27 protein-coding genes and 3 pseudogenes are annotated in these 21,826 nt (G+C 73.2%); 20 read left to right on the top strand and 10 right to left on the bottom strand.

Annotated features, from left to right (window positions below; genetic code table 11):
• Positions 1 to 200: 200 nt before the first annotated feature.
• The gene (locus DA06_RS11795; protein WP_418607797.1) at positions 201 to 1,169 is read right to left on the bottom strand and encodes an amidohydrolase family protein; all 969 of its coding nucleotides are present in this window, start codon (positions 1,167 to 1,169) and stop codon (positions 201 to 203) included.
• A gap of 29 nt (positions 1,170 to 1,198) precedes the next feature.
• On the opposite strand from DA06_RS11795, the gene DA06_RS11800 reads away from it, so the two are divergent.
• Positions 1,199 to 1,387: a hypothetical protein gene (locus DA06_RS11800; RefSeq protein ID WP_418607798.1), complete on the top strand. Its 189-nt coding sequence runs from the start codon at positions 1,199 to 1,201 to the stop codon at positions 1,385 to 1,387.
• 55 nt (positions 1,388 to 1,442) lie between these two features.
• Here DA06_RS11800 and DA06_RS11805 read toward each other — a convergent pair.
• Positions 1,443 to 2,081 (bottom strand): annotated as a pseudogene (locus tag DA06_RS11805) (IS30 family transposase); the annotation flags it as partial.
• A gap of 276 nt (positions 2,082 to 2,357) precedes the next feature.
• Between DA06_RS11805 and DA06_RS11810 the strand changes: the two are divergent.
• From DA06_RS11810 to DA06_RS11825, 4 genes are all read left to right on the top strand, one after another.
• Complete coding sequence (locus DA06_RS11810; RefSeq protein ID WP_043500294.1) at positions 2,358 to 3,191, top strand: transporter substrate-binding domain-containing protein; 834 nt, start codon at positions 2,358 to 2,360, stop codon at positions 3,189 to 3,191.
• Positions 3,192 to 3,204: 13 nt separating this feature from the next.
• Positions 3,205 to 3,990, top strand: a complete 786-nt coding sequence (locus tag DA06_RS11815; RefSeq protein ID WP_043500296.1) for an amino acid ABC transporter permease — start codon at positions 3,205 to 3,207, stop codon at positions 3,988 to 3,990.
• Positions 3,987 to 4,751, top strand: a complete 765-nt coding sequence (locus DA06_RS11820) for an amino acid ABC transporter ATP-binding protein (RefSeq protein WP_052436670.1) — start codon at positions 3,987 to 3,989, stop codon at positions 4,749 to 4,751. The genes DA06_RS11815 and DA06_RS11820 overlap by 4 nt, the downstream gene beginning before the upstream one ends.
• 333 nt (positions 4,752 to 5,084) lie before the next feature.
• A complete protein-coding gene (locus DA06_RS11825) occupies positions 5,085 to 5,606 on the top strand; it encodes a phosphotransferase (protein WP_052436671.1) in 522 nt (173 codons plus the stop codon).
• Here DA06_RS11825 and DA06_RS11830 read toward each other — a convergent pair.
• From DA06_RS11830 to DA06_RS11855, 6 genes and pseudogenes are all read right to left on the bottom strand, one after another.
• Complete coding sequence (locus tag DA06_RS11830; protein WP_418607991.1) at positions 5,600 to 6,085, bottom strand: phytase; 486 nt, start codon at positions 6,083 to 6,085, stop codon at positions 5,600 to 5,602. The genes DA06_RS11825 and DA06_RS11830 overlap by 7 nt on opposite strands.
• Positions 5,973 to 6,683 (bottom strand): annotated as a pseudogene (locus tag DA06_RS11835) (phytase); the annotation flags it as partial. The pseudogene DA06_RS11835 and the gene DA06_RS11830, both read right to left, overlap by 113 nt.
• A gap of 283 nt (positions 6,684 to 6,966) precedes the next feature.
• The gene (locus tag DA06_RS11840; RefSeq protein WP_418607800.1) at positions 6,967 to 8,436 is read right to left on the bottom strand and encodes a sugar porter family MFS transporter; all 1,470 of its coding nucleotides are present in this window, start codon (positions 8,434 to 8,436) and stop codon (positions 6,967 to 6,969) included.
• 85 nt (positions 8,437 to 8,521) lie between these two features.
• Entirely contained in the window at positions 8,522 to 8,842 is a 321-nt protein-coding gene (locus tag DA06_RS11845; RefSeq protein ID WP_043500302.1) for a DMT family transporter, read from the bottom strand.
• 72 nt (positions 8,843 to 8,914) lie between these two features.
• A complete protein-coding gene (locus tag DA06_RS11850) occupies positions 8,915 to 9,208 on the bottom strand; it encodes a hypothetical protein (protein ID WP_418607802.1) in 294 nt (97 codons plus the stop codon).
• Between the two features lie 85 nt (positions 9,209 to 9,293).
• Positions 9,294 to 9,866, bottom strand: a pseudogene (locus DA06_RS11855) (FAD-dependent monooxygenase); the annotation flags it as partial.
• A gap of 131 nt (positions 9,867 to 9,997) precedes the next feature.
• On the opposite strand from DA06_RS11855, the gene DA06_RS11860 reads away from it, so the two are divergent.
• The 7 genes from DA06_RS11860 (at position 9,998) to DA06_RS11890 (ending at position 15,812) form a co-directional block, all read left to right on the top strand.
• Positions 9,998 to 10,717: a TetR/AcrR family transcriptional regulator gene (locus tag DA06_RS11860; RefSeq protein WP_043500303.1), complete on the top strand. Its 720-nt coding sequence runs from the start codon at positions 9,998 to 10,000 to the stop codon at positions 10,715 to 10,717.
• Between the two features lie 154 nt (positions 10,718 to 10,871).
• Positions 10,872 to 11,102 (top strand): DUF6458 family protein, encoded by a 231-nt coding sequence (locus tag DA06_RS11865; protein ID WP_043500305.1) that lies wholly within the window; start codon positions 10,872 to 10,874, stop codon positions 11,100 to 11,102.
• A gap of 220 nt (positions 11,103 to 11,322) precedes the next feature.
• Positions 11,323 to 12,426: an App1 family protein gene (locus tag DA06_RS11870; protein ID WP_043500307.1), complete on the top strand. Its 1,104-nt coding sequence runs from the start codon at positions 11,323 to 11,325 to the stop codon at positions 12,424 to 12,426.
• Positions 12,427 to 12,562: 136 nt separating this feature from the next.
• Positions 12,563 to 12,706 (top strand): hypothetical protein, encoded by a 144-nt coding sequence (locus DA06_RS11875; RefSeq protein ID WP_418607803.1) that lies wholly within the window; start codon positions 12,563 to 12,565, stop codon positions 12,704 to 12,706.
• Positions 12,703 to 13,371, top strand: a complete 669-nt coding sequence (locus DA06_RS11880; protein WP_043500316.1) for a hypothetical protein — start codon at positions 12,703 to 12,705, stop codon at positions 13,369 to 13,371. Before DA06_RS11875 ends, DA06_RS11880 begins: the two co-directional genes overlap by 4 nt.
• A gap of 190 nt (positions 13,372 to 13,561) precedes the next feature.
• On the top strand, positions 13,562 to 14,386 hold the full coding sequence (locus tag DA06_RS11885; RefSeq protein ID WP_418607805.1) for a hypothetical protein: 825 nt from the start codon (positions 13,562 to 13,564) through the stop codon (positions 14,384 to 14,386).
• A 148-nt stretch (positions 14,387 to 14,534) separates the two neighbouring features.
• Positions 14,535 to 15,812, top strand: a complete 1,278-nt coding sequence (locus tag DA06_RS11890; RefSeq protein ID WP_052436673.1) for a CpaF family protein — start codon at positions 14,535 to 14,537, stop codon at positions 15,810 to 15,812.
• Here DA06_RS11890 and DA06_RS11895 read toward each other — a convergent pair.
• Positions 15,773 to 16,069: a hypothetical protein gene (locus DA06_RS11895; protein WP_418607807.1), complete on the bottom strand. Its 297-nt coding sequence runs from the start codon at positions 16,067 to 16,069 to the stop codon at positions 15,773 to 15,775. The two genes, DA06_RS11890 and DA06_RS11895, sit on opposite strands and share 40 nt — an antisense overlap.
• A gap of 1 nt (position 16,070) precedes the next feature.
• Here DA06_RS11895 and DA06_RS11900 point away from each other — a divergent pair, with 1 nt between their 5' ends.
• The 7 genes from DA06_RS11900 (at position 16,071) to DA06_RS11930 (ending at position 20,270) form a co-directional block, all read left to right on the top strand.
• Positions 16,071 to 16,673 carry a type II secretion system F family protein gene (locus DA06_RS11900; RefSeq protein ID WP_418607809.1) on the top strand — a complete coding sequence of 201 codons (603 nt, stop codon included), beginning with the start codon at positions 16,071 to 16,073 and terminating at the stop codon, positions 16,671 to 16,673.
• Positions 16,670 to 17,602 carry a type II secretion system F family protein gene (locus DA06_RS11905; RefSeq protein ID WP_043500323.1) on the top strand — a complete coding sequence of 311 codons (933 nt, stop codon included), beginning with the start codon at positions 16,670 to 16,672 and terminating at the stop codon, positions 17,600 to 17,602. The genes DA06_RS11900 and DA06_RS11905 overlap by 4 nt, the downstream gene beginning before the upstream one ends.
• 60 nt (positions 17,603 to 17,662) lie before the next feature.
• Positions 17,663 to 17,860, top strand: a complete 198-nt coding sequence (locus DA06_RS11910; protein WP_043500325.1) for a hypothetical protein — start codon at positions 17,663 to 17,665, stop codon at positions 17,858 to 17,860.
• A 107-nt stretch (positions 17,861 to 17,967) separates the two neighbouring features.
• Positions 17,968 to 18,321, top strand: coding sequence for a TadE/TadG family type IV pilus assembly protein (locus DA06_RS11915; RefSeq protein ID WP_418607810.1), 354 nt, complete (start codon positions 17,968 to 17,970; stop codon positions 18,319 to 18,321).
• The gene (locus DA06_RS11920; RefSeq protein WP_418607812.1) at positions 18,318 to 18,899 is read left to right on the top strand and encodes a pilus assembly protein; all 582 of its coding nucleotides are present in this window, start codon (positions 18,318 to 18,320) and stop codon (positions 18,897 to 18,899) included. Before DA06_RS11915 ends, DA06_RS11920 begins: the two co-directional genes overlap by 4 nt.
• Positions 18,896 to 19,381 (top strand): hypothetical protein, encoded by a 486-nt coding sequence (locus DA06_RS11925; RefSeq protein ID WP_418607813.1) that lies wholly within the window; start codon positions 18,896 to 18,898, stop codon positions 19,379 to 19,381. Before DA06_RS11920 ends, DA06_RS11925 begins: the two co-directional genes overlap by 4 nt.
• Before the next feature lie 4 nt (positions 19,382 to 19,385).
• Positions 19,386 to 20,270: a hypothetical protein gene (locus tag DA06_RS11930; RefSeq protein WP_418607814.1), complete on the top strand. Its 885-nt coding sequence runs from the start codon at positions 19,386 to 19,388 to the stop codon at positions 20,268 to 20,270.
• A gap of 46 nt (positions 20,271 to 20,316) precedes the next feature.
• Here the strand turns inward: DA06_RS11930 and DA06_RS11935 are convergent, their stop codons facing one another.
• Positions 20,317 to 20,820: a CBU_0592 family membrane protein gene (locus DA06_RS11935; protein ID WP_052436674.1), complete on the bottom strand. Its 504-nt coding sequence runs from the start codon at positions 20,818 to 20,820 to the stop codon at positions 20,317 to 20,319.
• Positions 20,821 to 20,891: 71 nt separating this feature from the next.
• On the opposite strand from DA06_RS11935, the gene DA06_RS11940 reads away from it, so the two are divergent.
• Positions 20,892 to 21,797, top strand: a complete 906-nt coding sequence (locus DA06_RS11940; protein WP_043500331.1) for a LysR family transcriptional regulator — start codon at positions 20,892 to 20,894, stop codon at positions 21,795 to 21,797.
• Positions 21,798 to 21,826: the final 29 nt, after the last annotated feature.

Raw genomic sequence — 21,826 nt, forward strand, 5'->3', positions numbered from 1 at the left:
GTGACGGCAACCCTTTTGGACGACCGAGATGTCCGCCCCCCCCCCCCGCCGCGAGACGTCAACTCCTCCGCGAGGCGTCAACTCCTCCGCGAGGCGTCAACTCCTCCGCGAGACGTCATGCCCTCTCCGCGGGAACTCAGCCGCTCGCGGGGTTGCGGTTCCCCGGGAGGTCACGTGCCCGCCGGGAAGCTCGATGGAAGTCAGTAGCGTTCGCCGCGGAGGACGACGGCCCGCGGCCGGGCGAGGACGTCGACGTCCTGCAGCGGATCGGCGTCGTACACGACGACGTCGGCGCTTGCACCCTCGGCGATCCCAGGGACCCCGAGGAACTCGCGAGCCCGCCAGCTCGCGAACGCCACGACCTCCGCGGCCGGGACTCCCGCCCGGGCGACCTCAGCGAGCTCGGCGGGCAGCGACCCGTGGGGGATCGTGCCTCCGGCGTCGGACCCCATGAGCAACGGCACTCCAGCGGCGTGGAGGTGGTGCACGTGCTCGTACCGGCGCGCGTGCATGCCCCTCATCCGGGCCGCGTAGACGGGGTACTTCGTCCCTGCCTGGTCGGCGATCTCGGAGAATCTGCCCACCTGCAGCAGGGTCGGCGTCACGGGAACGCCCCGCCGCGCGGCCTCGGCAATGTGGTCGGCGTCCATTCCGGTGCCGTGCTCGATGCCGTCGATCCCGGCGTCGAGCAGCGGATCGATCGCCTCGCGGGAGAAGGTGTGGGCCGTGACCCGGGCCCCGTTGTCGTGCGCGGCGGCGACAGCGTCCCTCAGAACCTCGGCCGGCCAGAGTGGAGTGAGGTCGGCGTCGGCGCCGAGGGAGCGGTCGATCCAGTCGGCGACGATCTTGACCCAGCCGTCCCCGAACCGGGCCTGCTCGGCGACCGCCTCCGGGAGCTGGGCGACGTCGTCGAGCTCGAGACCGTAGTGGCGCAGGTATCGCCTGGGGCGCGCGAGGTGATGGCCGGCGCGGACCAGGCGGGGCAGGTCGGACCTCTCGTGCACCCAGCGGTTGTCCATGGGAGAGCCGGCGTCGCGGACGAGCAGCGTCCCGGCGTCGCGGTCGGCCTTTCCCTGCAGAACGGCGTCCTCCTCGGTGACCACGCCGTCGGCGCCCAGCCCGATGTGGCAGTGGACGTCCACCAGGCCCGGCAGTACCCAGCCGTGCACCGTGCGGGCGCGTCGGCCCCCGTGGGCCGGTGCAGGGCGAGGCGTCCGTCGTCCACCCAGGCCTCGTCGATCTCGGTGGCGTCGTCGACGACGATCGTGCCGGTCAGGTGGAGGACCTCGCTCATGGCGACAGGCTCTCACGCTCGGCCGCCGGCTCCCCGCGGACGTCGGCGTGCCCGGGGATCGGCAAGATGCCGTGCGGGCACGACGGACCCTGAGGCGATGACGCCTCACGGAGAAGATGACATCTCACGGAGAAGATGACGGGCGGTCTCAAGGGGTGGTTGCAACACCGGCTTGTTGGTGGGTGGAGAGTAACGCCTCGAGAGCCTCGGCCGGGGTGCGCCAGTCCAGGGTCATGCGGGGGCGGCCGTTGAGGAGGGCGGCGACCTCGTCGAGGCGTTCGGGGCCGTGGACCGACAGGTCGGTGCCCTTGGGGAAGTACTGACGCAGCAGGCCGTTGGTGTTCTCGTTGGAGCCGCGCTGCCAGGGGCTGTGCGGGTCGCAGAAGTACACCGGCAGGTCGGTGGCGAAGGTGATCTCGGCGTGGCGGGCCATCTCCCGGCCCTGGTCCCAGGTCAGCGAGCGGCGCAGCTGCTCTGGCATGGTGCGCATGGCCTTGACGATCGCGTCCCTGACCGCGACGGCGCCGTGCCCGTCGGGCAGGTGCAGCAGCATCACGAACCGGGTGGTGCGCTCGACCAGGGTCCCGATCGCCGAGCCGTTGGCGGTGCCGGTGATCAGGTCGCCCTCCCAGTGCCCGGGCACGGCCCGGTCGGCGGCCTCGGCGGGACGCTCGGAGATCAGCACCATGTCGGGGATCTGACCGCGCTGGGCGGTGGCCCGCCGCCCGCGGGGCCGGCGGGCCGCCCGGCCGGTGCGCAGGCAGGCGTGCAGCTCCTTGCGCACCTGGCGCTGGGCCACTCGCTCGCCGCGTGGGTGCTCGGCTCCCCCGCCGACCACCGCCCCGGGCACGGTCCTCGCGTGCGCCCGTAGGCGACGGAGTGCGGCCGCCGGCCGTCCGGCGACGGATCAGCGGCCGTGCACCGAGGCGGAGCGGGCGTGCGCCGAGGCCCTGCGCGTCGTCCTGCCGGGCCGCCCACGAGGTGGACGGTTTACGATCCGGTAACGAACCCGTGGTGGTATGCCCCACACTGATACAACCTGCGCGAGACCCGGAGGCCGACCATGACCGCTCGAACCATGCGCACCGCAGCCCTGGCGGCCGGTACCGCCCTGCTGCTCGCCGCCTGCGGAGGCGGCGGCGACGGCGGCGAGACCCCCGCGGGTGGTGGCGGCGCGACCGGTGCCGCGGCCGAGTTCGACCTCGTCGAGGCGGGCACGCTGACCGCCTGCTCGGAGGTGCCGTACCCGCCGTTCGAGGTGGAGGACTCCAGCAGGCCCAGCGGCTACGGCGGCTTCGACATCGACCTCCTCCAGGCGATCGCCGACAACCTCGGGCTGGAGCTCACCGTCGCCGACGTCAGCTTCGACGCCCTCCAGTCCGGCACCACCCTGGCCGCCGGCCAGTGCGACGTGGGGGCTTCGGCCATCACGATCACCGAGGAGAGGCAGGCGAACCTCGACTTCAGCGACCCGTACTACGACTCGCTCCAGTCGCTGCTGGTCCCGGCCGACTCCGACATCGAGAGCATCGACGACCTCGCCGGCAGGAACGTCGCGGTACAGCAGGGCACCACCGGGCAGGCCTACGCCGAGGAGAACGCCCCGGAGGCGAACCTGTCGGACTTCCCGGGCGACGCCGAGATGTGGCCGGCGCTGCAGGCCGGTCAGGTCGACGCGATCCTGCAGGACCTGCCCGTCAACGTCGAGCACGCCAAGGCGGACGAGAACTACGTCATCGTCGAGGAGTACGACACGGGCGAGCAGTACGGGTTCGCCCTGGCGAAGGACGGGAACCCCGAGCTCCTCGAGGCGATCAACACGGAGCTGCAGAACCTGCGCGACGACGGCACCTACCAGGAGATCTACGACTCCTACTTCGCCGCCGACGGTTCCTGACCCCGGAGCTGCCATGCGCAAGACCACCCAGCGCCGGATGTACCAGGGCGTCAACTACGCGATCTTCGTCGTCCTGCTGCTCGTCATCGTCCTGGCCACGGACTGGGAACGCATCGTCAACCAGTTCTTCCGCTGGGACGTCGCGCGGGAGATGCTGCCCGAGATCATCACGATCGCGCTGAAGAACACGATCCTGTTCACGGTGATCTCCTTCGCCGGAGGACTGCTGCTCGGCGTCGTGATGGCCCTGCTCAAGCTCTCATCCGTGGGTCCGTACCGCTGGTTCGCCACCGCCTACATCGAGTTCTTCCGCGGCGTGCCGGCGCTGCTGACGATCTTCGCGATGGCGTACATGCTCCCCATCGCCCTGGGCGTGCGGGTGCCGGGCGGGCAGGTGGGGGCGGGACTCGTCGGCCTGATCCTCGTGGCCTCCGCCTACATGGCGGAGGTGATCCGCGCGGGCATCCAGGCCGTCCCCAAGGGGCAGACGGAGGCGGCGCGCTCCCTCGGCATGTCGCCGGGGCGCACGATGTTCTGGGTGGTCCTGCCGCAGGGCATCCGCATCGTGATCCCGCCGATGACCAACGAGTTCGTGCTGCTCCTCAAGGACACCTCGCTGCTGTTCATCGCCGGCTCCACGGTGTTCACCAAGGAGCTGACCACCTTCGCCCGCGACGGCCTGACCACCTACGCCAACGGCACACCGCTGATCATGGCGGCGATGCTGTACCTGCTGGTCACCGTGCCGCTGACCCGGCTGGTCGCGTGGCTCGAGCGAAAGATGGCCAAGACCCGATGAGCGACGACACCCTGACCGAACCCGCGCCCGGCGCCCCCGCGATCGAGATCCGGGGGCTGCGCAAGAGCTTCGGCGACAACGAGGTCCTCAAGGGCATCGACCTGACCGTCCGGCCCGGAGAGGTGGTCTGCGTCGTCGGTCCCTCCGGCTCCGGCAAGTCCACCCTGCTGCGCTCGGTGAACCTGCTCGAGACGCCCACGGGCGGGGAGATCCTCATCGAGGGCGTCGACGTCCTGGACCCCGACGTCGACATCGACCGCATCCGCACCCGGATCGGCATGGTCTTCCAGCAGTTCAACCTCTTCCCCCACATGACGGTGATGCGCAACCTCACCATCGCCCAGGAGCGGGTGCTGCGCCGTTCCCGCTCGGAGGCGCAGAAGGTCGCCCGCGACATGCTCGAGAGGGTCGGGCTCGCCGAACGGGCCGGCGCCCACCCGGGTCACCTCTCCGGCGGTCAGCAGCAGCGGGTGGCCATCGCGCGCTCGCTGTGCATGAACCCGGACATGATGCTCTTCGACGAGCCGACCTCCGCCCTCGACCCCGAGCTCGTCGGGGAGGTCCTCGAGGTCATGCGGCGGCTCGCAGCGTCCGGCATGACGATGATGGTGGTCACCCACGAGATGGGCTTCGCGCGTGAGGTCGGCGACCGCCTGATCTTCATGGACGACGGCGTCATCGTCGAGGAGGGCGTGCCCGCCGCGGTCCTGGCGAACCCCCAGCACGGGCGCACCCAGGCGTTCCTCTCGAAGGTTCTCTGAGACCGGGCCCGGGCGGAGAGTTGGGCCGGTCGGAGGGCGACGGCGAGGTGCTCGCCGGAGGGGTCGCCAACGCCGGGGCCGTGGTGCGGATCGGCGACGAGGTGCGCCGGCCCGCGACGGACCGGTCGGAGCTGATCTTCCAGCTCCTCCGTCACGTCAGGAACAACGGGTTCCTGGGCGTCCCGGAGCCGCTCGGGTTCGACGAGCTGGGCCGCGAGCGTCTGCGGTACGTCCCGGGCGACGTCGCCGTCCCACCCTTCCCGGGCTGGTCCCTCGCTCCCGAGCTCCTCGCGTCGACCGCGCGCCTGCTCCGGGAGTTCCACGAGGCGGTTCGTGACTTCGTCCCCCCCGTCCGGCGCCGACTGGAACACCGAGCTCTCGCACCCCGACGGAGGTCCCCTCGTGGGGCACAACGACGTGTGCGTGGAGAACGTCGTCGTGCGGGACGGGCGGGCTGTCGCACTGATCGACTTCGAGTTCGCCGCTCCCACGCACCCGCTCCACGACCTGGCGGTCCTGGCCAGGCACTGGGTGCCGATCGACACCGAGCAGGACGCGCTGGTGTACGGACGGTCCGGCTTCGACGTCGGCTCGCGCCTGCGGATCGTCGCCGACGCGTACGGCGTTCCCCGCGGCGCCGCCAGGGCCTGCCTCCTGGACCACGTGGTGGCCGGCGTCCACCGGGGCGGCGCGTTCGTCCTGTCACGGGTCGCCCGCGGCGAGCAGGCGTTCATCGACATGTGGGAACGCAGCGGCGGCCAGGAACGGGTGGACCGGCGCATCGCCTGGATCGACGCGGTCAGGCCCCGGCTGCTCGCCGCGCTGGAGTCCCCCGCCGGCCCGGAGAGTCAGTAGTCACCCAGGACGTCACCGGCGTCGACGAGCTTGAAGTTCGACATCTGGCCGCCCGTGTTCGCGGCGTCGTGCGTCACGAAGACTCCCTGCGGGAACGTCGTTCCGAGCGCCGCCCGGGTGACGTCGACCCCGTCGGAGCTGGTGACCGCGTCCGTGCCGTTCGCGCTCGACCCGGCGACGGTGAACTGCTTCCGCCACGTGTGCGGTGCCGCGAGGTCGTACACCTGGAAGGTGTGGTTGCCCTGGCAGGACACGATGAGGTGTCCGCTGCTGCTCGTGCGGTCGCGGGCGATCGTCACGCCCTCCACGTCGGCCACGAGGTGGCCGGCACCGACCACGTCGACCGCCGTCCGGCTCGTCCCCCCCGGTCGGAGAGGCCGAGTACCTGTACAGACCCCGGTCCTCCTCGGCGAGGTAGACGTGCCCGCCCACGTCGTCGGCGGCGCACGCCTCCGACTGCGTCGACGTCGACATGTCACGGACCTTCTGGGCCGTCACGGTCGATCCGACGGTCAGCCGGTACTGGTCGAAGTCGCCGCCGCCGACCTTCGTGACGAACGCGTACAGCGCCCCGTCCGGCGCCCTGTACAGGCAGGCCCCGTACGGCTCGAAGCCGACGCCGACCGTGCCGACGCGCTGGAGCGTGCGGGTCGAGATGTTGATCGTCAGGAACTCCAGCTGCCGGTCGCCGCGGTCGGAGGAGACGAACAGGTTCCCGCGGACGTCGACGTTGTTCTGCGCGTCGCCCATGTTCAGGTACTGGATGCGGTTGCCGGCGAGGTCGTGCACCTGGAGCCCTCCTCCCGTCGCCTTGTTCGTACCCACGACGACCGACCTGGACCGGTCGGTGGGGTGGACCCAGACCGCCGGGTCGTCGGCGATGTCGCCGGAGCCGGACGGGAACGTCTGCGTCTCGTCCAGCGCGGGGACTGCGCCCGACGGCGGGAGCGGCGGCAACGCCGCCGAGGCGACGACGGCGCCGGCACCGCAGAGGCCGAGGCACACGAGTGCGGCGCCGAACGCCCTCGACCACCGTCGGTGCCGGTTCCGGTGCTGGGCTGCGACGTTGGAACGCATGGCATTCACCTTCGGGAGTCGGCCATGGAGCACGCTTCGGCGGGCGACGTCGCCCGCGAGACCCGTCTCGTCGTCGTCGGCGACCGACGGGCGATCCGCACCTCGAGGCTAGGAACCGCCGTGCGCGCGGCGCCAGAGGGGCACGCGGATCTCATACGTGCCCCTCGTCCTTTCGGGTGCCCGGCGGGTCCGCGTCGGGGCCCGGCCCGCCCTTCCTGCTCTCCCTCCCCTCGCGCGTCCTGGGCGGGGTACCACCCCCTCCGGGCTCCGGGGCGGGGTCGCGTCACGCGTGGCGCAGGCGGAAGTCTGCCTCGATCTCCTCGAGGGACCGGCCGGAGGTCTCGGGGACCGTCCGCCGCGCGAACGTGATCGCACCGACGTTGACGACGGCGAAGGCGAGGAACGTCGTCGCCCCGCCGACCGCCGCGACCAGGACCGGGAACGCGAAGGAGATCGCGGCGTTGACGCACCAGTGCAGGAACACGGCGATGCCCATCCCCAGGCCGCGCAGCTGCAGCGGGAAGACCTCGGAGAGCATCACCCACGTCACCGGGGAGAGCGCGGCCTGCTGGAAGAGGAGGAACACGAGCATGAACCCGAGCACGGCGAGGCTGACGGCGGCGGGCGGCACCTCGCCGGCGGCCAGCGCGGGCTCCACCGCGAGCGCGAACACGGCGCTGAGGGCGAGCAGTGAGCCGAGGATGCCCGTCTGGCCCACCAGGAGCATCGTCCGGCGCGGCAGCCGGCGCACGATCCGCAGCCCGACCAGCGCGCCCACCACGGACACGACGCCGTTCGCGACGGTCGCGGTCAGGGCGGCGTCCGTGGCCAGCCCGGCGAGACCGAGCAGGAGCGGGGCGTAGTACATGATCGTGTTCACGCCGCTGACCTGCTGGATCACCGCGATGCCGGTGCCCACGACCAGCAGGCGCCGCACCCACGGCAGGCGGAGCTCGCGCCACCCGTAGCGGTCCCGGCTGCGCTCGTCGCGGGCGACCTCGACGATCTCCAGCAGCTCGCCGACGCTGTCGTGACCGGCGGGCCGCGAGCGCCGCAGCGTGGTGAGCGCGTCGCCGTACCGGGCCCGGGCGGCGTACCAGCGCGACGTCTCCGGCACGAGGTGCACGCCGATCCACAGCGCCACCGCGGGGACGGAGGCGAGGGCGAGCATGTAGCGCCAGGTGTGGGGGCTGTCCACGGTGTTCGCCAGCAGGGCGTTCGTCGTGTACGCGAGCAGCTGGCCGGTGACGATCATCAGCTGGTCGACCGCCACGTACGTGCCCCGCCTCTCCTTCGGGGCGAGCTCGGCGAGGAACACCGGCACCGTGGCCGACGCGCCCCCGACGGCGAGCCCCAGCACCACCCTGGCCGCCACCATGGTCGCCAGCCCCGGGGCCAGCGCGGTGCCCAGGGCACCCACGAGAAAGACGACGGCGAGGGCCAGGACGGTCCGCCGTCGTCCGTGGCGGTCCGCGAGCCGGCCGGCGAGCAGGGCGCCGAAGGCGGCTCCGACGAGCAGGGAGGAGGTGACCAGGCCCTCCGCCTGCGCGGTGAGGTCGAGCCCGCCCTCGTCGGCCGGGCGGGTCATGTAGGGCAGGGCACCCGCGATGACGCCGGTGTCGTAGCCGAAGAGCAGGCCCCCGACCGTGATCGCGAGGGCCACGAGCCGCATCCGCAGCGGCCTGACCGGGCTGTCCGCCTCCGGCAGCGTGGCGAGGCGGTCACGGGTGATCACGGACGTCGGCACGCTCACCGGGTCTCCTCCGCTCCGGCGACGTGGACGAGGGGCTCCGTGCCGCCGGCAGGGCGCGGAGCCCCGTCGATGCTACGTGGCCGGCTCAGTGGGCCCCGCCGAGGTTGAGGATCACCACGCCTGCGACGATCAACCCGATGCCGGCCACCTTGGCCAGCGTGAGCGGCTCCCCGAGGAAGGCCGCCCCGATCGCCGCGATGGCCGCGGTGCCCAGCCCCGACCACATGGCGTACGCGACGGACACCGGGACCGATTTCACGGACTGCGCCAGGAAGAAGAAGGCGACGCCGTAGCAGCCGAGCGTGGCCACGGTCGGCCACAGGCGCGTGAACCCCTCGGTGGACCTGATCAGCGAGGTGCCGACGACCTCCGCCACGATGGCGAGGAGGAGCAGGACGTAGGCCATGGCGGCTGCCTTTCTGGCGGGAGCTGGTCGGGTCATTCGAACCGGCCGGCCCCGCTCGCCGCAAACCTGGGGTCAGGGCACCTCGGCGGGCGCGGCGCCGAGCACTCCCTCCGCCGTCTCGCGCACGACCTGTGCCCACGGCGTGGCCGTGAGGCCGAAGGTCCGCGTCGTGGCCCCGGCGTCGATGACGAAGGGCCGCTCCCACTGGTACATGACCTCGTCCAGCTCGCGCAGCACCGGGACGAACGGGTGCAGCGGCCGCAGCAGCGGCCGTGGGACCCGCACGATCCGGGGTGCGCGCCGCCCGGCCGTGGCCGCGAGCTCGGTCACGGCACGCCGCACGGTCACGGCGGGCGGCGACGGCACGTGCCACGCCTGCCCCCCAGGCGCGCTCGTCGGTGGCGACGACGGCAAGCGTGCGCGCCACGTCGGGGACGTGGGTGAAGCTGTGCGGCGCGTCCGGGTCACCGAACGCGTAGACCGTCCTGCCCGCGCAGGCGGCGGCCGCGTAGCGGGCGAGCATGCCGTTCGCCGGCCCGACGCCCGGGCCGACGTAGTCCGAGGCCCGCACCTCGACGACGCGCGCGCGGCCCGCCCCGTGGGCGGCGAGCGCCTCGAGCCACATGCCTGCCCGCAGCCGTCCCTTCCTGCCTGCCGCCGCCAGGGGGTGGTCCGGGGTGATCGCGCCCTCGACCGGCCCGTAGCCGTAGAGGTTGCTCATCGTGACGAGGACGGCCCCGGTCTGCTCGGCGACCGCGAGCAGCGAGGCGGCGAGCGGCGGCCACTGGGCCGCCCAGAGCTCGTAGCTGGGCGGGTTGGCGCAGTTGTGCAGGGCGACGGCGCCGTGCACGTGCGGGGCCAGGTCCGCGGCCCTCGAGGCGTCCGCCCGGACCCGACGCACACGCGGGTCGTGCGGGCCAGCCCCGGAGCGGGTGACGACGCGGACCTCGTGGCCGGCGTCGGCGAGCTGGCGGGCGAGCGTGGCGCCGACGGGACCGGCGCCCACGATGACGTGCAGGGCCATGACGACTCCTCGGGTGTGAACACTGTTCTCTGCCAAGAACAGTGTTCAGCGGGCGTCACCGTCCTGTCAAGAACACTGTTCACGTTTCGGTGCACCGCTCTCACGCGTGAGACACTCGGACCGTGACAACCATGGGAATCCGTGACCGAGCGCGCGCCGAGCTCGTCCGCGAGATCACCGACACCGCCCGCCGGCACCTGGCCGAGCGTGGTGCCGCGACCCTGTCGGTCCGCGCCGTCACCCGGGAGCTGGGCATGTCGCCGTCCGCCGTCTACCGGTACTTCCCCAACCGGGACGCGCTGCTGACCGCCCTGATCCTCGAGGCCTACCAGGGCGTCGCGGACGCCGCGACGACGGCGGAGTCGGACGTTCCCCGCGCCGACCTCGCCGGCCGGTGGCTCGCCGTCTTCCGGGCGGTCCGCGGCTGGGCGCTGGACCACCCGCACGAGTACGCGCTCATCTACGGCTCCCCGGTGCCCGGCTACGTCGCCCCGCAGGACACGGCGGTCCCGGCGGCGGGCGTCGCACTGCTCCTGGCACGGATCGCCGTCGACGCCGCCGCCGGCGCGGGCCTCGAGCCCCCTCCCGGGCCGCCCGTGCCCGAGGAGCTGCGCGCGGACGCCGCGGACCGGACGGCGCAGGTGCTGCAGGACCTGCCGGTCGAGTCGGACGGACTGGACGGGATCGACCCTCGCGCGGTGATCGCGGTGGTCGACGCGTGGACCATGCTGTTCGGGACCGTGAGCTTCGAGCTGTTCGGCCACTACCACCGGGTCGTCGAGGCACGCTCGGCCCACCTGGACCACGTGGCGCGCACCTGCGGCAGGGCGGTCGGCATCCGCGGTCTCTAGGCGGTGAAAGCGGCGGCCCGGGCGGCGCGGCGCTGGCCCGGAGCGCGCGGAAGCCGAGCCGGCCGAGTTCTCCTGCGGGTGCGGGCCGCTACAACTCCCGCCACACTGTGCCCACCAGACCCGCAGCGTCGGGTCGTGACGAGAGGAGCCTGGCATGGGGATCGGTGGAGGAATCTTCCTCATCGTGATCGGGGCGATCCTGGCCTTCGCGGTGTCGGACGTCATCGAGGGCGTCGACCTGTCGATGGTGGGGTACATCTGCATGGCTGCCGGCGTGATCGCACTGGTGATCGCGCTCATCATGCACAGCCAACGCACGAACACGACCCACACCGAGCGCGTGGAGCGCCGGGACGACCGCCACATCCACGGCGACGGTGTCTGAGCCCAGCCGCTCCCCCCCGCAGGCCGTGCAGCGCAGCCGGTGACCTCCGGGTCGCCGGCTGCCGTGCGCCGTGCGGCTGGCCGCCTTGCGCCGGCCGCCGCCCGCGGCCACGGGCCGCAGTGCGTGGGGCGCCGCGGGCCGGCCACCGGTCGCGGTGCGACGAACGCCGTCGCCGCGGCCCGCGTCGCCACCGTTCCACGCTCCGACTAGCGTGTGACTCATGGGACTGTCGCGCGTCGCCGCCTCCGTCGAGGACGCCATCAACCGCCGAAGCGTCGTCTACCTCAAGAAGAAGGGCTGGCGACCGCGCACCATCGGCCACACGGGCTACGGCTCCGTCCAGAGCCTGCACGTGATCGGCCGCGTGATCATGGCCGACCCGGAGATCGCCGAGGAGGACCCGGACGCGATCGAGGAGGTGGCGCCGGTCGGGCCGATCAACGTCGCGGCCGAGGCGCAGCGCGGGTGGCGGTCCTTCTTCACCGCCCAGGTGGGCTTCCTCCCGGTGACGGTGCACGCCAACGGCCAGTCCATCCGCAGCATGACCGACCGCGGCGGCTACATCGACGTGATGGTGCGCGACCACGGGCTCGAGCCCGGCTGGCACGAGATCACCATCGAGGCGAAGGCGGCGGAGCCGGTCAGGGCCAAGGTGCTGGTGGTCGATCCGAGCGTGCGCGCCGGGATCGTCTCCGACATCGACGACACGATCATGGTGACGATGCTGCCCCGCGCCCTCATCGCGGCGTGGAACACATTCGTGCGCCACACCTCCACCCGCAAGCCCGTGCCGGGCATGGCGGAGCTGTACAGCAACCTCCTCGCCAAGAACCCGAGCGCGCCGATCTTCTACCTCTCCACCGGTGCGTGGAACACGGTGCCGACGCTGCGGCGGTTCATGGACCAGCACGGCTACCCCGAGGGGCCGATGCTCATGACCGACTGGGGGCCGACGCCGACCGGCTTCTTCCGCTCCGGCATCGAGCACAAGCGCACGCAGCTGCGGAACCTGCTGATCACGTTCCCGGAGATCAGCTGGGTGCTGGTCGGCGACGACGGCCAGCACGACCCGATGATCTACGACGAGCTGGCCCGCGAGCACCCCAGGCACATCGCCGCCATCGCGATCCGGCAGCTCTCCGCGACGGAGCAGGTGCTGGCGCACGGCACGCCGGAGGCCATCGAGGAGCCGCCCGCCCTGCGCAACGCCACCGCCGAGCACGGCGTGCCGACCGTCCAGGGCCGTGACGGGCACGCCCTGGCCACCGTGCTGCCCGAGGTCATCGCCGAGCGGCGCGAGACGCTGGTCGCCCTCGGCGACTGACCGCCGCCGCCGACGGCCCGGGTCACGGCACCCTGCGGGGGGCCGGTCTCCGCGGCGGCGCGGAGCTGGAGGGCCGCGCCCGGGCCGACGCCGCCGCCCTGGGCATGACACCGCTGGCACGAGAGCTGGAGCACGCATGAACGACGACGCAGCGACCCTCATCGGCCGGGAGTGGGCCGCCTTCCTCGAGCTGCTCGACGGCGCAAGCTGGGACGCACCGACGCGGCTGCAGGGGGTGGACGGTCGAGGATCTCGCCATGCACGTGCACTGGGGGCATGACGCTCGAGGCCGACGCGCTCGAGCTCGCGGCAGAGCGGGCCGGGGCGGCGGGTGAAGGAGAAGGTGAAGCGCGCGGCGGTGGCGGCGGCGAGCTCGACGGCAGGGCCCCCGCCCCCGGGCGGCGCGCCGAGGGGACCACCTTCGCGGAGGCTCGTGAGCTCCTGCCCCGCGCGCTGGGGCGCGCGCACGAGCGCCTCCTGACCGCGCTGGCGGCGGTGCCGGGCGGCCCGGGCACCGTGCTGCCCATGCCCTACGGGGACGTCCCGCTCGGGCTGGCGCTGCACGTCTTCGTCATGGAGGCGGCGCTGCACCGCAGCGACCTCGCCCACGCCGTCGGCGGCGAGAGCAGGCTCACCACGGGCACCCACGCCGCGGCCGCCGCGGTGCTGCAGGCGTTCTGGCCCGCCCTCGCGGCAGACGCCGTCGTGGCCCCGCCGCCCGGCACCGCCTTCCTGCTGCGCGGGACGAGCGTGCGCGTGGAGGCGGAGTACGACGGGGCCGCCTGGGTCAGCCCCACCGGCCCGCACGCCGTCGTCATCAGCGGGGACGACGACGCGGTCCTCCTCGCCGGCTACGGACGCGTCCCCGTGGAGGCGGCCGCGGTGAGCGTCGAGGGCGACGTCGCGCTCGCGCGCCGGCTGAAGGAGTACGTCCCCGGCCCGTGAAGTGTCGTCGGCGGGTGGCACGCTCCGCCGGGGACTGCCCGGTGCCGCACGCCGCGACAGTCTCCGCCCCTAGGATGCGGACGGTGCGAGGCGGCCGCGGGTGGGCCTCGACCGCTCGGGAAACGTCAGGGGTTCAGGGGGCCGTGCTGTGCGTGCTGTGACCGACGTGATGGTGTCGGGGTCGTCGACGGTGACCAGGAGCGCCGCCGCCCCCGACCCGCGGCCGCCGGGCGGGGTCGCCCTGGCGCTGCGTCCTCTCGGGTACCTCATGGTGTCGCTCGTGTGGTCCGCCATCGGTGCTCTCGTGCTGGCACTGGGCTACGGGATGCTCCCGCTGCTGGCGTTGTCGTCCGTCGTCTGGGACGTGCCCATCGAGACGTGGGAGCTGCTGGCGGCGGCGAGCACGCTGGAGAGGTACGTCGCGATGCCCCTGTTCGTGGTGGTCGGAGGGGTGGTCTTCGGCTCCGGCGCGCTCGGGGCGTTGTCGTTCGCCGCCTTCTCGCTAATCGCGCTGTCGTGGACGGCGTTCATCCGGTCGCTGCGCCCGAGCTTCCGTGGCGACGCCCTGACGTACACGATGTGGGCCGACCGCGGATCCACGTTCGGGTTCACCGCGACCAGCGTGGCTCTGTCCCTCATCCCCACGTACGAGTCGCGGTTCACCCGCTGGGTCATGCGGTTCTACGTGTACGGCTGGCAGCCCGGCCTGCGCATGCTCCTCGGCATGGTGCCCGCGGGCAGCGCCCTGATACTCCTCGTCGGCGTCGGGGTGGACAGCAGCGCGCCCGCGGCAGTGCGGTGGCCGCTGACCGTGCTCGCCGTGGCGCTCGCGCTGTGGTCCGTCATCATGGTCCGCCGCGACTGGCGCGCACGGTTCGGTCCGTCGGAGCGCCGCGGCACGACTTCCGGCACGCCCGTGACGAAGCTCAGCCCCGAGGAGCGGTCCGAGCGTCTCGAGGAGCTTCGTTCCCGGCGCGAGCGGCGCGCAGCCGCGGCACGGAGGCGCGACGAGTAGACGTGGGTAGCTGGCTGCCCCCGGCTCGAGACGGCGTGCGAAGTCTGGCTGAGGGAGCGCCTCGCCCCGGACCGCGCACGGTCGCCCGTTGTCCACAGATTCGGACGGCGCTCTACCGCGTGAGCGGTTCCTCCGCTAGTTTCCGGGCATGACCGGTGGGGGCCGGTCGCTCTACCGACCATGGGGGTGGCGGGTGGACGAAGGGGTGGCGCTCCTCGAGAGCGAGGTGCGCGAGCTCGTCCGTCGCCGTGGGGTCGACCCCGCGCGCGACGCCGACGGCGTCCGGGAGCTGGTGTCCGCCGCGCTGGCCGACTACGACGACCGGTCGGTGGCCGGGCTGGTGCCGCCGATCGGCGACCCGGAGGCGGCGGCGAAGGAGGTCGTCGACGCCGTCGCCGGCCTCGGACCGCTGCAGCGCTACCTCGACGACGCCGAGATCGAGGAGATCTGGATCAACGAGCCGGGCAAGGTGTTCGTGGCCCGGTCGGGGCGGTCCGAGCTGACGACGACGATCCTCGAGGAGGGGCAGGTGCGCGATCTCGTCGAGCGGATGCTCCGGGCCTCCGGGCGTCGCCTGGACCTGTCGACGCCGTTCGTCGACGCCTCTCTCGCCACGGGCGAGAGAGTGCACGTCGTGATCCCGGACATCACTCGCTCGGCGTGGGCGGTCAACATCCGCAAGTACGTCACCCGTGCCCGGCGTCTCAGCGATCTCGTCGCCCTCGGCTCCCTCACGCAGCAGGCGGCCACCTTCCTCGACGCGGCGGTGGTGACCGGGATGAACATCCTCGTCTCCGGTGCCACGCAGGCGGGAAAGACGACCATGGTCGGCGCGCTCGCCGGGGCGATCCCGGCAGGGCAGCGTCTCATCACGGCGGAGGAGGTCTTCGAGCTGCGGCTGGCCAACCGGGACGTCGTGGCGATGCAGACCCGGCAGGCGAACCTCGAGGGCACGGGAGAGGTGCCGCTGCGCCGGCTGGTGAAGGAGGCGCTGCGCATGCGCCCCGACCGCATCATCATCGGGGAGGTCCGTGAGGCCGAGGCGTTCGACATGCTCGTCGCGCTCAACGCCGGCATCCCTGGCATGTGCACCCTCCATGCCAACTCGGCACGGGAGGCGGTCACGAAGCTGTGCACCCTTCCGCTCCTCGCCGGGGAGAACGTCACCGCGGCGTTCGTCGTGCCCACGGTGGCGGCTGCGGTCGACCTGGTGGTGCACCTCGAGCTCGACCGGGAGGGACGCCGGAGCGTGCGGGAGATCGTCGCGGTGACCGGCCGGGTGGAGGATGGCGTCGTCGAGACGGCCGAGCTCTTCGTCCGCCGGGACGGGCACCTGCTGCGTTCCTCAGGCTTTCCCGACGACGCCGAGCGCTTCCGCCGTGCCGGCTACGACCTGGCAAGCCTCCTCGCCGGCGCGGGGCGGTAGACGTGGGCGTCGTCGTCGGGCTGCTGCTCGGAGCCGGTCTGCTCGGCATCTGGTTCTCCTTCTTCGAGAGGGCGGCGCCGAGACGGAAGGCGTCGAGCTGGGCGGACCGCACCCAGGATCTGCTCGTCCAGGCCGGCGCCCCGACGGTCACCCCGGCGTCGTTCCTGGTCACCTCCGGGCTGCTCGGTCTCGTCACGTTCGTCTCCGCCGCGGCGCTGACCGGTGCACCCCCCCATCGCGGCGTGCTTCGCGGTCATAGTGGCGGGTGCGCCCTCGCTCGTGGTGCGGTCCCGTGCCCGCCGCCGCCGCACGGAGCTCCGGACGATCTGGCCCGAGGTCCTCGACGATCTGGCGTCGGCGATCCGGGCAGGTCTCTCCCTGCCCGAGGCGCTGATCGCGCTCGGCGAGCGCGGTCCGGAGGAGGTCAGGACGGAGTTCCGCCAGTTCGCCGAGGACTACCGGGCCACCGGCAGGTTCGTCGACGCCCTCGAGACGCTGAAGGCGCGGCTGGCGGACCCGGTCGCCGACCGGATCGTGGAGGCCCTGCGGCTCACCCGCGAGGTCGGCGGCACCGACCTCGGCCGGCTGCTCCGCACGCTGGCGAGGATGATCCGCGACGACCTGCGCACCCGGGGCGAGCTCGAGGCACGCCAGTCCTGGACGGTCGCCGGTGCCCGGCTGGCCGTCGCCGCCCCCTGGGTGGTGCTCCTGCTCCTCTCGACACGCACGGAGACGGCGCAGGCGTACAACTCCGCCCTGGGCGTGGTCGTCCTGGCGTCCGGTGCGGGCTGCTCCGCGCTCGCCTACCTCCTGATGATCCGGATCGGGCGTCTGCCCGAGGAGACGCGGGTGCTCCGGTGAGTGCCACGGCGCTGGGGGCGCTGGTCGGCCTGGCGGGGGGCGTCGGGGTCTGCCTGGTGCTGTGGCGCCTGGCCGCACGGCGCATCACCCTCGACGACCGGATCGCCCCGTACCTGCGGGAACGTCCACGTACCTCACGCCTGCTGGCGGAGCGGCCGGTGCACACCCCGTTCCCGACGCTCGAGCGGCTGCTCGCTCCGATGGTCGACGACGCCGGGCGCTTCCTGGAGCGGCTCGGTTCGTCCTCGGTGAGCATCCGCCGCCGCCTCCAGCTGCTCGGCGGCACGACGACGCACGACCAGTTCCGGACCGAGCAGCTGATGTGGGCCGCGGTCGGTCTGGCCGCCGGGCTCCTCGGCGCGTTGACGATCGGTGTCCTGAGAGGCGCGCCGTTCGTCCCGCTGCTCGTCGGCGTGCTGCTGTGCGCCGTCGGCGGGGCGGTGGCCCGCGACCAGGCGCTGACTCGCCAGGTGCGGCGTCGGCAGCAGCGCATGGCGATGGAGCTGCCCGACATCGCCGAGCTGCTGGCCCTCGCGGTGTCTGCGGGCGAGGGGCCGGTCGGTGCGCTCGAGCGGATCGCGCGCACGACCAACGGCGAGCTCGCGGTCGACGTGCGCCGCACGTTGGCCGAGGCACGCTCAGGAGTGCCGCTCGCCCTCGCCCTCGAGCACATGGCCGCACGCACGGACGAGCCCTCGGTCGCCCGCTTCGCCGAGGGTGTCGCCGTCGCGCTGGAGCGCGGCACGCCGCTGGCCGAGGTGCTCCGCGCGCAGGCGCAGGACGCCCGCGAGACCGCCCGGCGGCAGCTGATGGAGACCGGCGGGAAGAAGGAGCTCGGCATGATGGTGCCGGTCGTGTTCCTGGTTCTTCCCGTCACGGTCCTCTTCGCGATCTTCCCGGGTCTCGCGGTGCTTCAGGTGGGCCTGTGAGCTCGAAGTCCCTCCCGGCACGGCCGGGCACGAAGGAAAACCACTCCGGAGGAGAACGACATGTGGACCACCCTGCTCACGCTGGTCGCCGCCCGCCTCGGCTGGGCCGGGGACGACGACCCCGAACGCGGCGACGTGCCGGGCTGGGTGCTGGTGACGCTCATGACCGCCGGTCTCGTGGTGGCGATCTGGGCCCTGGCCGGCCCCGCGCTGTCGACGGTGTTCGAAACGGCGATGAACCGGGTGCTGGCTTTCTGATCGGCGTGCCTGCCGGGCGGGGGTGGGCGCTTCGGTGGCGGGCTCGTCGGCGGCCGGCGGGGTTCCGGAAGGCGCCGGCGGCTGGTCTCGAGCGTGGGTCCGCGGTCGTGGAGTTCGTGCTGGTCTCGGTGCTGGTGGTCACGATCGTCGCCGCGCTGGTCCAGCTGGTGCTTGGGCTGCACGTGCGGAACACGCTGGTGGACTCTGCCTCGGAGGGGGCCCGTCACGCGGCGCTGGTGGGCGCGAGCCCGGCGGAGGGGGTGGCACGCACCCGCGAGCTCGTCGGCCTGACCCTGTCGCCCCGTTACGCGCGGGACGTGACGGCTGCCCATGTGGAGCGGGGCGGGGTCACCCTCGTCCGGGTGGAGGTGAGCGCTCCGCTCCCGGTGCTGGGCCTGCTTGGCCCGTCGGGGGTGCTGGACGTCAGCGGGCACGCGGTCCTCGAGGAGCCGCTCGGATGAGCGGTCCGTCGGGAACGCTGCATGGCGCCCTGCCGCTGTTCCGGGCCGCCGCTGCTCGGTCCCGGGCCGTGGTGTCGTCGCCGGTGCGGGTCGTCTCCCTGTCGCGTCGCCTCACGGCGGCCCTGGGCGGCCGGGTGCGTGCGGCGGGTGATCCTCAGCGAGGCAGCGCCGTCGTGGAGTTCCTCGGCGTGAGCCTGCTGCTCCTCGTCCCGGTGGTCTACCTCGTGCTGACGCTGGCGCAGGTGCAGGCGGCCGCGTTCGCCGCGGAGGGGGCGGCCCGTGAGGCTGGGCGGATCCTGGCCCGGGCGGAGAACCTGGAGGAGGGGGTGTCCGCGGCGCGGTTCGCGGTGGAGCTGGCCTTCGAGGACCAGGGCGTGGCCGTCGAGGGTGCCGAGGCGCTGCGGGTCAGGTGCGCCGAGGAGCCGTGCCTGTCGCCCGGGGCCAAGGTGGTGGTCGAGGTGGCCGCGAGGGTGGACCTGCCGCTCGTCCCCGACTTCGTCGCCGACGTGGTGCCGGCCGCCGTGCCGGTCGGTGCCGCCCACGTCGCGGCCGTGCCGCAGCTCCGGGAGGTGCGGTGAGCGCGCTGCGCCGACGGCTGGCGCCGGCAGGCGGGCCGGAGCAAGGTCAGATCATGCTGCTGACCCTCGCCTTCGGCGTGCTCGTGCTCGTGCTCGTGCTGGTGGTCGCGAGCGCCTCCGCCGTGCACATCGAGCGCAAGCGGCTCCTCGCGCTGGCGGACGGCGCGGCCGCCGACGCCGCTGACGCCGTCGACCCGGCCGCGTACTACGCCGGGGCCGGATCGCCGGGGCAGTCCACCCGTGTCCCGGTCTCCGACGCCTCCGTCGCGGCCGCGGTGCAGCAGTATCTGCGGGCGGCGCCCCCTGCCCTCGTCGCGGAGTTCGACAGGCTGCGGGTCGCGGAGCCGACCGGAACGCCGGACGGAACGACGGCGCAGGTCACCTTCACCGCCACCGCGCGCCCGCCGTTGGTGCCGTGGGTGCTCCTGCCCTGGAGCGACGGCATCGCGCTCCGCGTCACCTCCACCGCCCAGGCAGGCTGAGCCGGTGAGCACACGTGACCTGCTGGCCGCCGCGGTCGACCTCTACGGGCTCCTGCCGGGCGAGTTCGTCAGGGCCCGTGACGACCGGGCGAAGCAGGCCAGGGCCGACGGCGAGCCCCAGCTGGCCCGGGAGGTCAAGGCCCTGCGCAAGCCGGCTGGCGCCGCCTGGCTCGCCAACGTGATGGTGCGGCACATGACCGACGAGATCGAGCAGGTGCTCGAGCTCGGCCAGGCCATGCGCGAGGCGCAGGAGGACCTCGACGCCGCCGAGCTGAAAACGCTCAACCGGCAGCGCCGCCAGCTCGTCGACGCCGTCGTGCGCCAGGGACGGAAGGTCGCGGCGGACCTCGGGCAGAAGGTCAACGACGTGGCGGCGCAGCAGGCTGCCGCGACGCTGCAGGCGGCGATGGCCGACGAGGGCGCGGAGGCCGCCCTGCGCACCGGGCTCCTCGTGGAGCCGATGGTCACCACCGGGCTCGACCCGGTCGATCTCACTGGGGTGCTGGCCGTACCGGAGGCCCTGGGGGGAGCGTGCGCCACGACCGGCCGGGCGGAAGGCGGCGCCCGGACGTGGCGGGCGCCGGAGCAAGGAGGACGCCGCGGCGGCGCTGCGCGCAGAGATCGCCAAGGTCGAGCAGGAGGAGACCGAGGCGGAGAACAGGGCGTCGTCGGCCGAGCGGGACCTTCGCTCCGCGGAGGACAACGTGCACCGGATCGAGGCGCGGGTGCTGCAGCTGCGATCGGAGATCGAGGAACTCCGGCGCCAGCTCGACGAGCGCGAGCACACCCTGGCCGGGGCGGAGGGCCGGCTGGACGACGCCGAGGACGCGCGGGACACCGCTGCGGCGGCGCACGACGACGCCGAGGCCGCCGTCGAGGAGATCCGTGACCGGCTCGCGCAGCTCAGGGCGAAGGAGAGCTGAGCCGGGGGTCCGTCAGACGGTGAGCTTATCTCGGGACGGGCGGTGACGCCGCCGCCCTCGGCCTTCCGTGCGGCCGGCCGGACGGGAGGATCCCGCCTGGAGCGGCCGGTCGGACAGCGGGCCCGGGACGGGACCGACCTCCGCCGTCGGTCCGTCCTTGGCGGGGGAGACGACCGAGCGGCGGGCGGCGCGGCGGGCACGCTCCAGCCGGAGCTCGTGCAGCTGCTGCGCCGAGCGTGCCGCGGCCCGGAACCGCCGTGCCACGAAGTGGCGCTTGAGCGCGACGATCGCGACCACGCCGATCGCGATCCAGATCCCGTTGGCGACGGCGGAGGGCCAGGCGCCGGAGGCCGCGGAGCTCGAACCGACGGCGACGGCGCCGAAGACGTTGAGGCCCTGGTAGCTCACGGAACCGGCCGGGAGGCGACCGGTGGAGAGCAGGGCGTAGGCCACCAGCTGGACGACGACACCGATCCAGCCGGCGGTGACGATCACGGAGGCGACGATCTCGGGCACGGGTCAATCGTGACGCCCTCGGCCATAAAGAGCAATCGAATGAATCGGCATCCGGTATACAGTTGTGCTTCATGGACATCGACCCACGCAGGCTTGGTTTCCTCTTGGCCGTGAGCCGGTCCGGAGGCGTCCTCGCCGCGGCCGACACATTGCACGTCAGCCCCTCTGCCGTGTCCCAGCAAATAGCGCGTCTGGAGGCGGAAGCCGGCGTGAAGGTGCTGGACCGCCAGCCCTCCGGTGCCACGCTGACCCCGGCCGGAAGGGTCCTGGCCGACACCGCGGAGCGGATCGAGTCGGAGCTCGGCGAGACCCGCCGCTCGCTCGCGGCGCTGGAGGGAGACATCTCGGGCGTCGTCGTCGTCGGTGCGTTCCAGACGGCGATCCGCGCGGTGCTGGTGCCGCTGCTCGCGGGCCTCGAGCAGAGCCTGCCCGGGGTGGAGCTCGTGGTCCACGAGGTGGCCGAGGAGCACGGCCGCCGCGCGCTGCGCCGCGGAGAGCTGGACCTGCTCGTCATCGAGCACGACGTCTCGACGCCGACGCCGGCGCCGGCGGGCACGCGGGACGTGCCGTTCCTGGACGAGCCGTGGGTCGTCGCGCTGCCCGCGACGGACCCCGAGCCCGCGGGGCTGCTGGACCTCGTCGGACGCACCTGGCTGGCCCCGGAGCCCAAGGGGGCCGCCGACCGGGCGCTGGCACGGCTCGCCGCCGAGATGTCGTTCACCCCGCGCACGGCGCACCGCTACCTGGACTTCGACGTGGCCCTGGCCATGGTCGCCGCGGGTCTCGGCATCGCGCTGCTGCCCGAGCTGGCCATGCGGCGCCAGCTGCCGGAGAACGTGCAGTGGGCCGCCCTGCCCGGGCTGGGCACGCGCCGCCTCTTCGTCCGCCACCGGGACACGCGCTCGGAGCCGCGCGCGGCGACGCTGGCCGTCCTCGAGCAGATGGTGGCCGTCGCCGCGGCGCTGGAGCCGCTGTGAGGCTCGCGTCCCGCGGATAGCCTCTGGGC

The organism is Georgenia sp. SUBG003 (genome assembly GCF_000715355.2).
Classification (GTDB): domain Bacteria; phylum Actinomycetota; class Actinomycetes; order Actinomycetales; family Actinomycetaceae; genus Georgenia.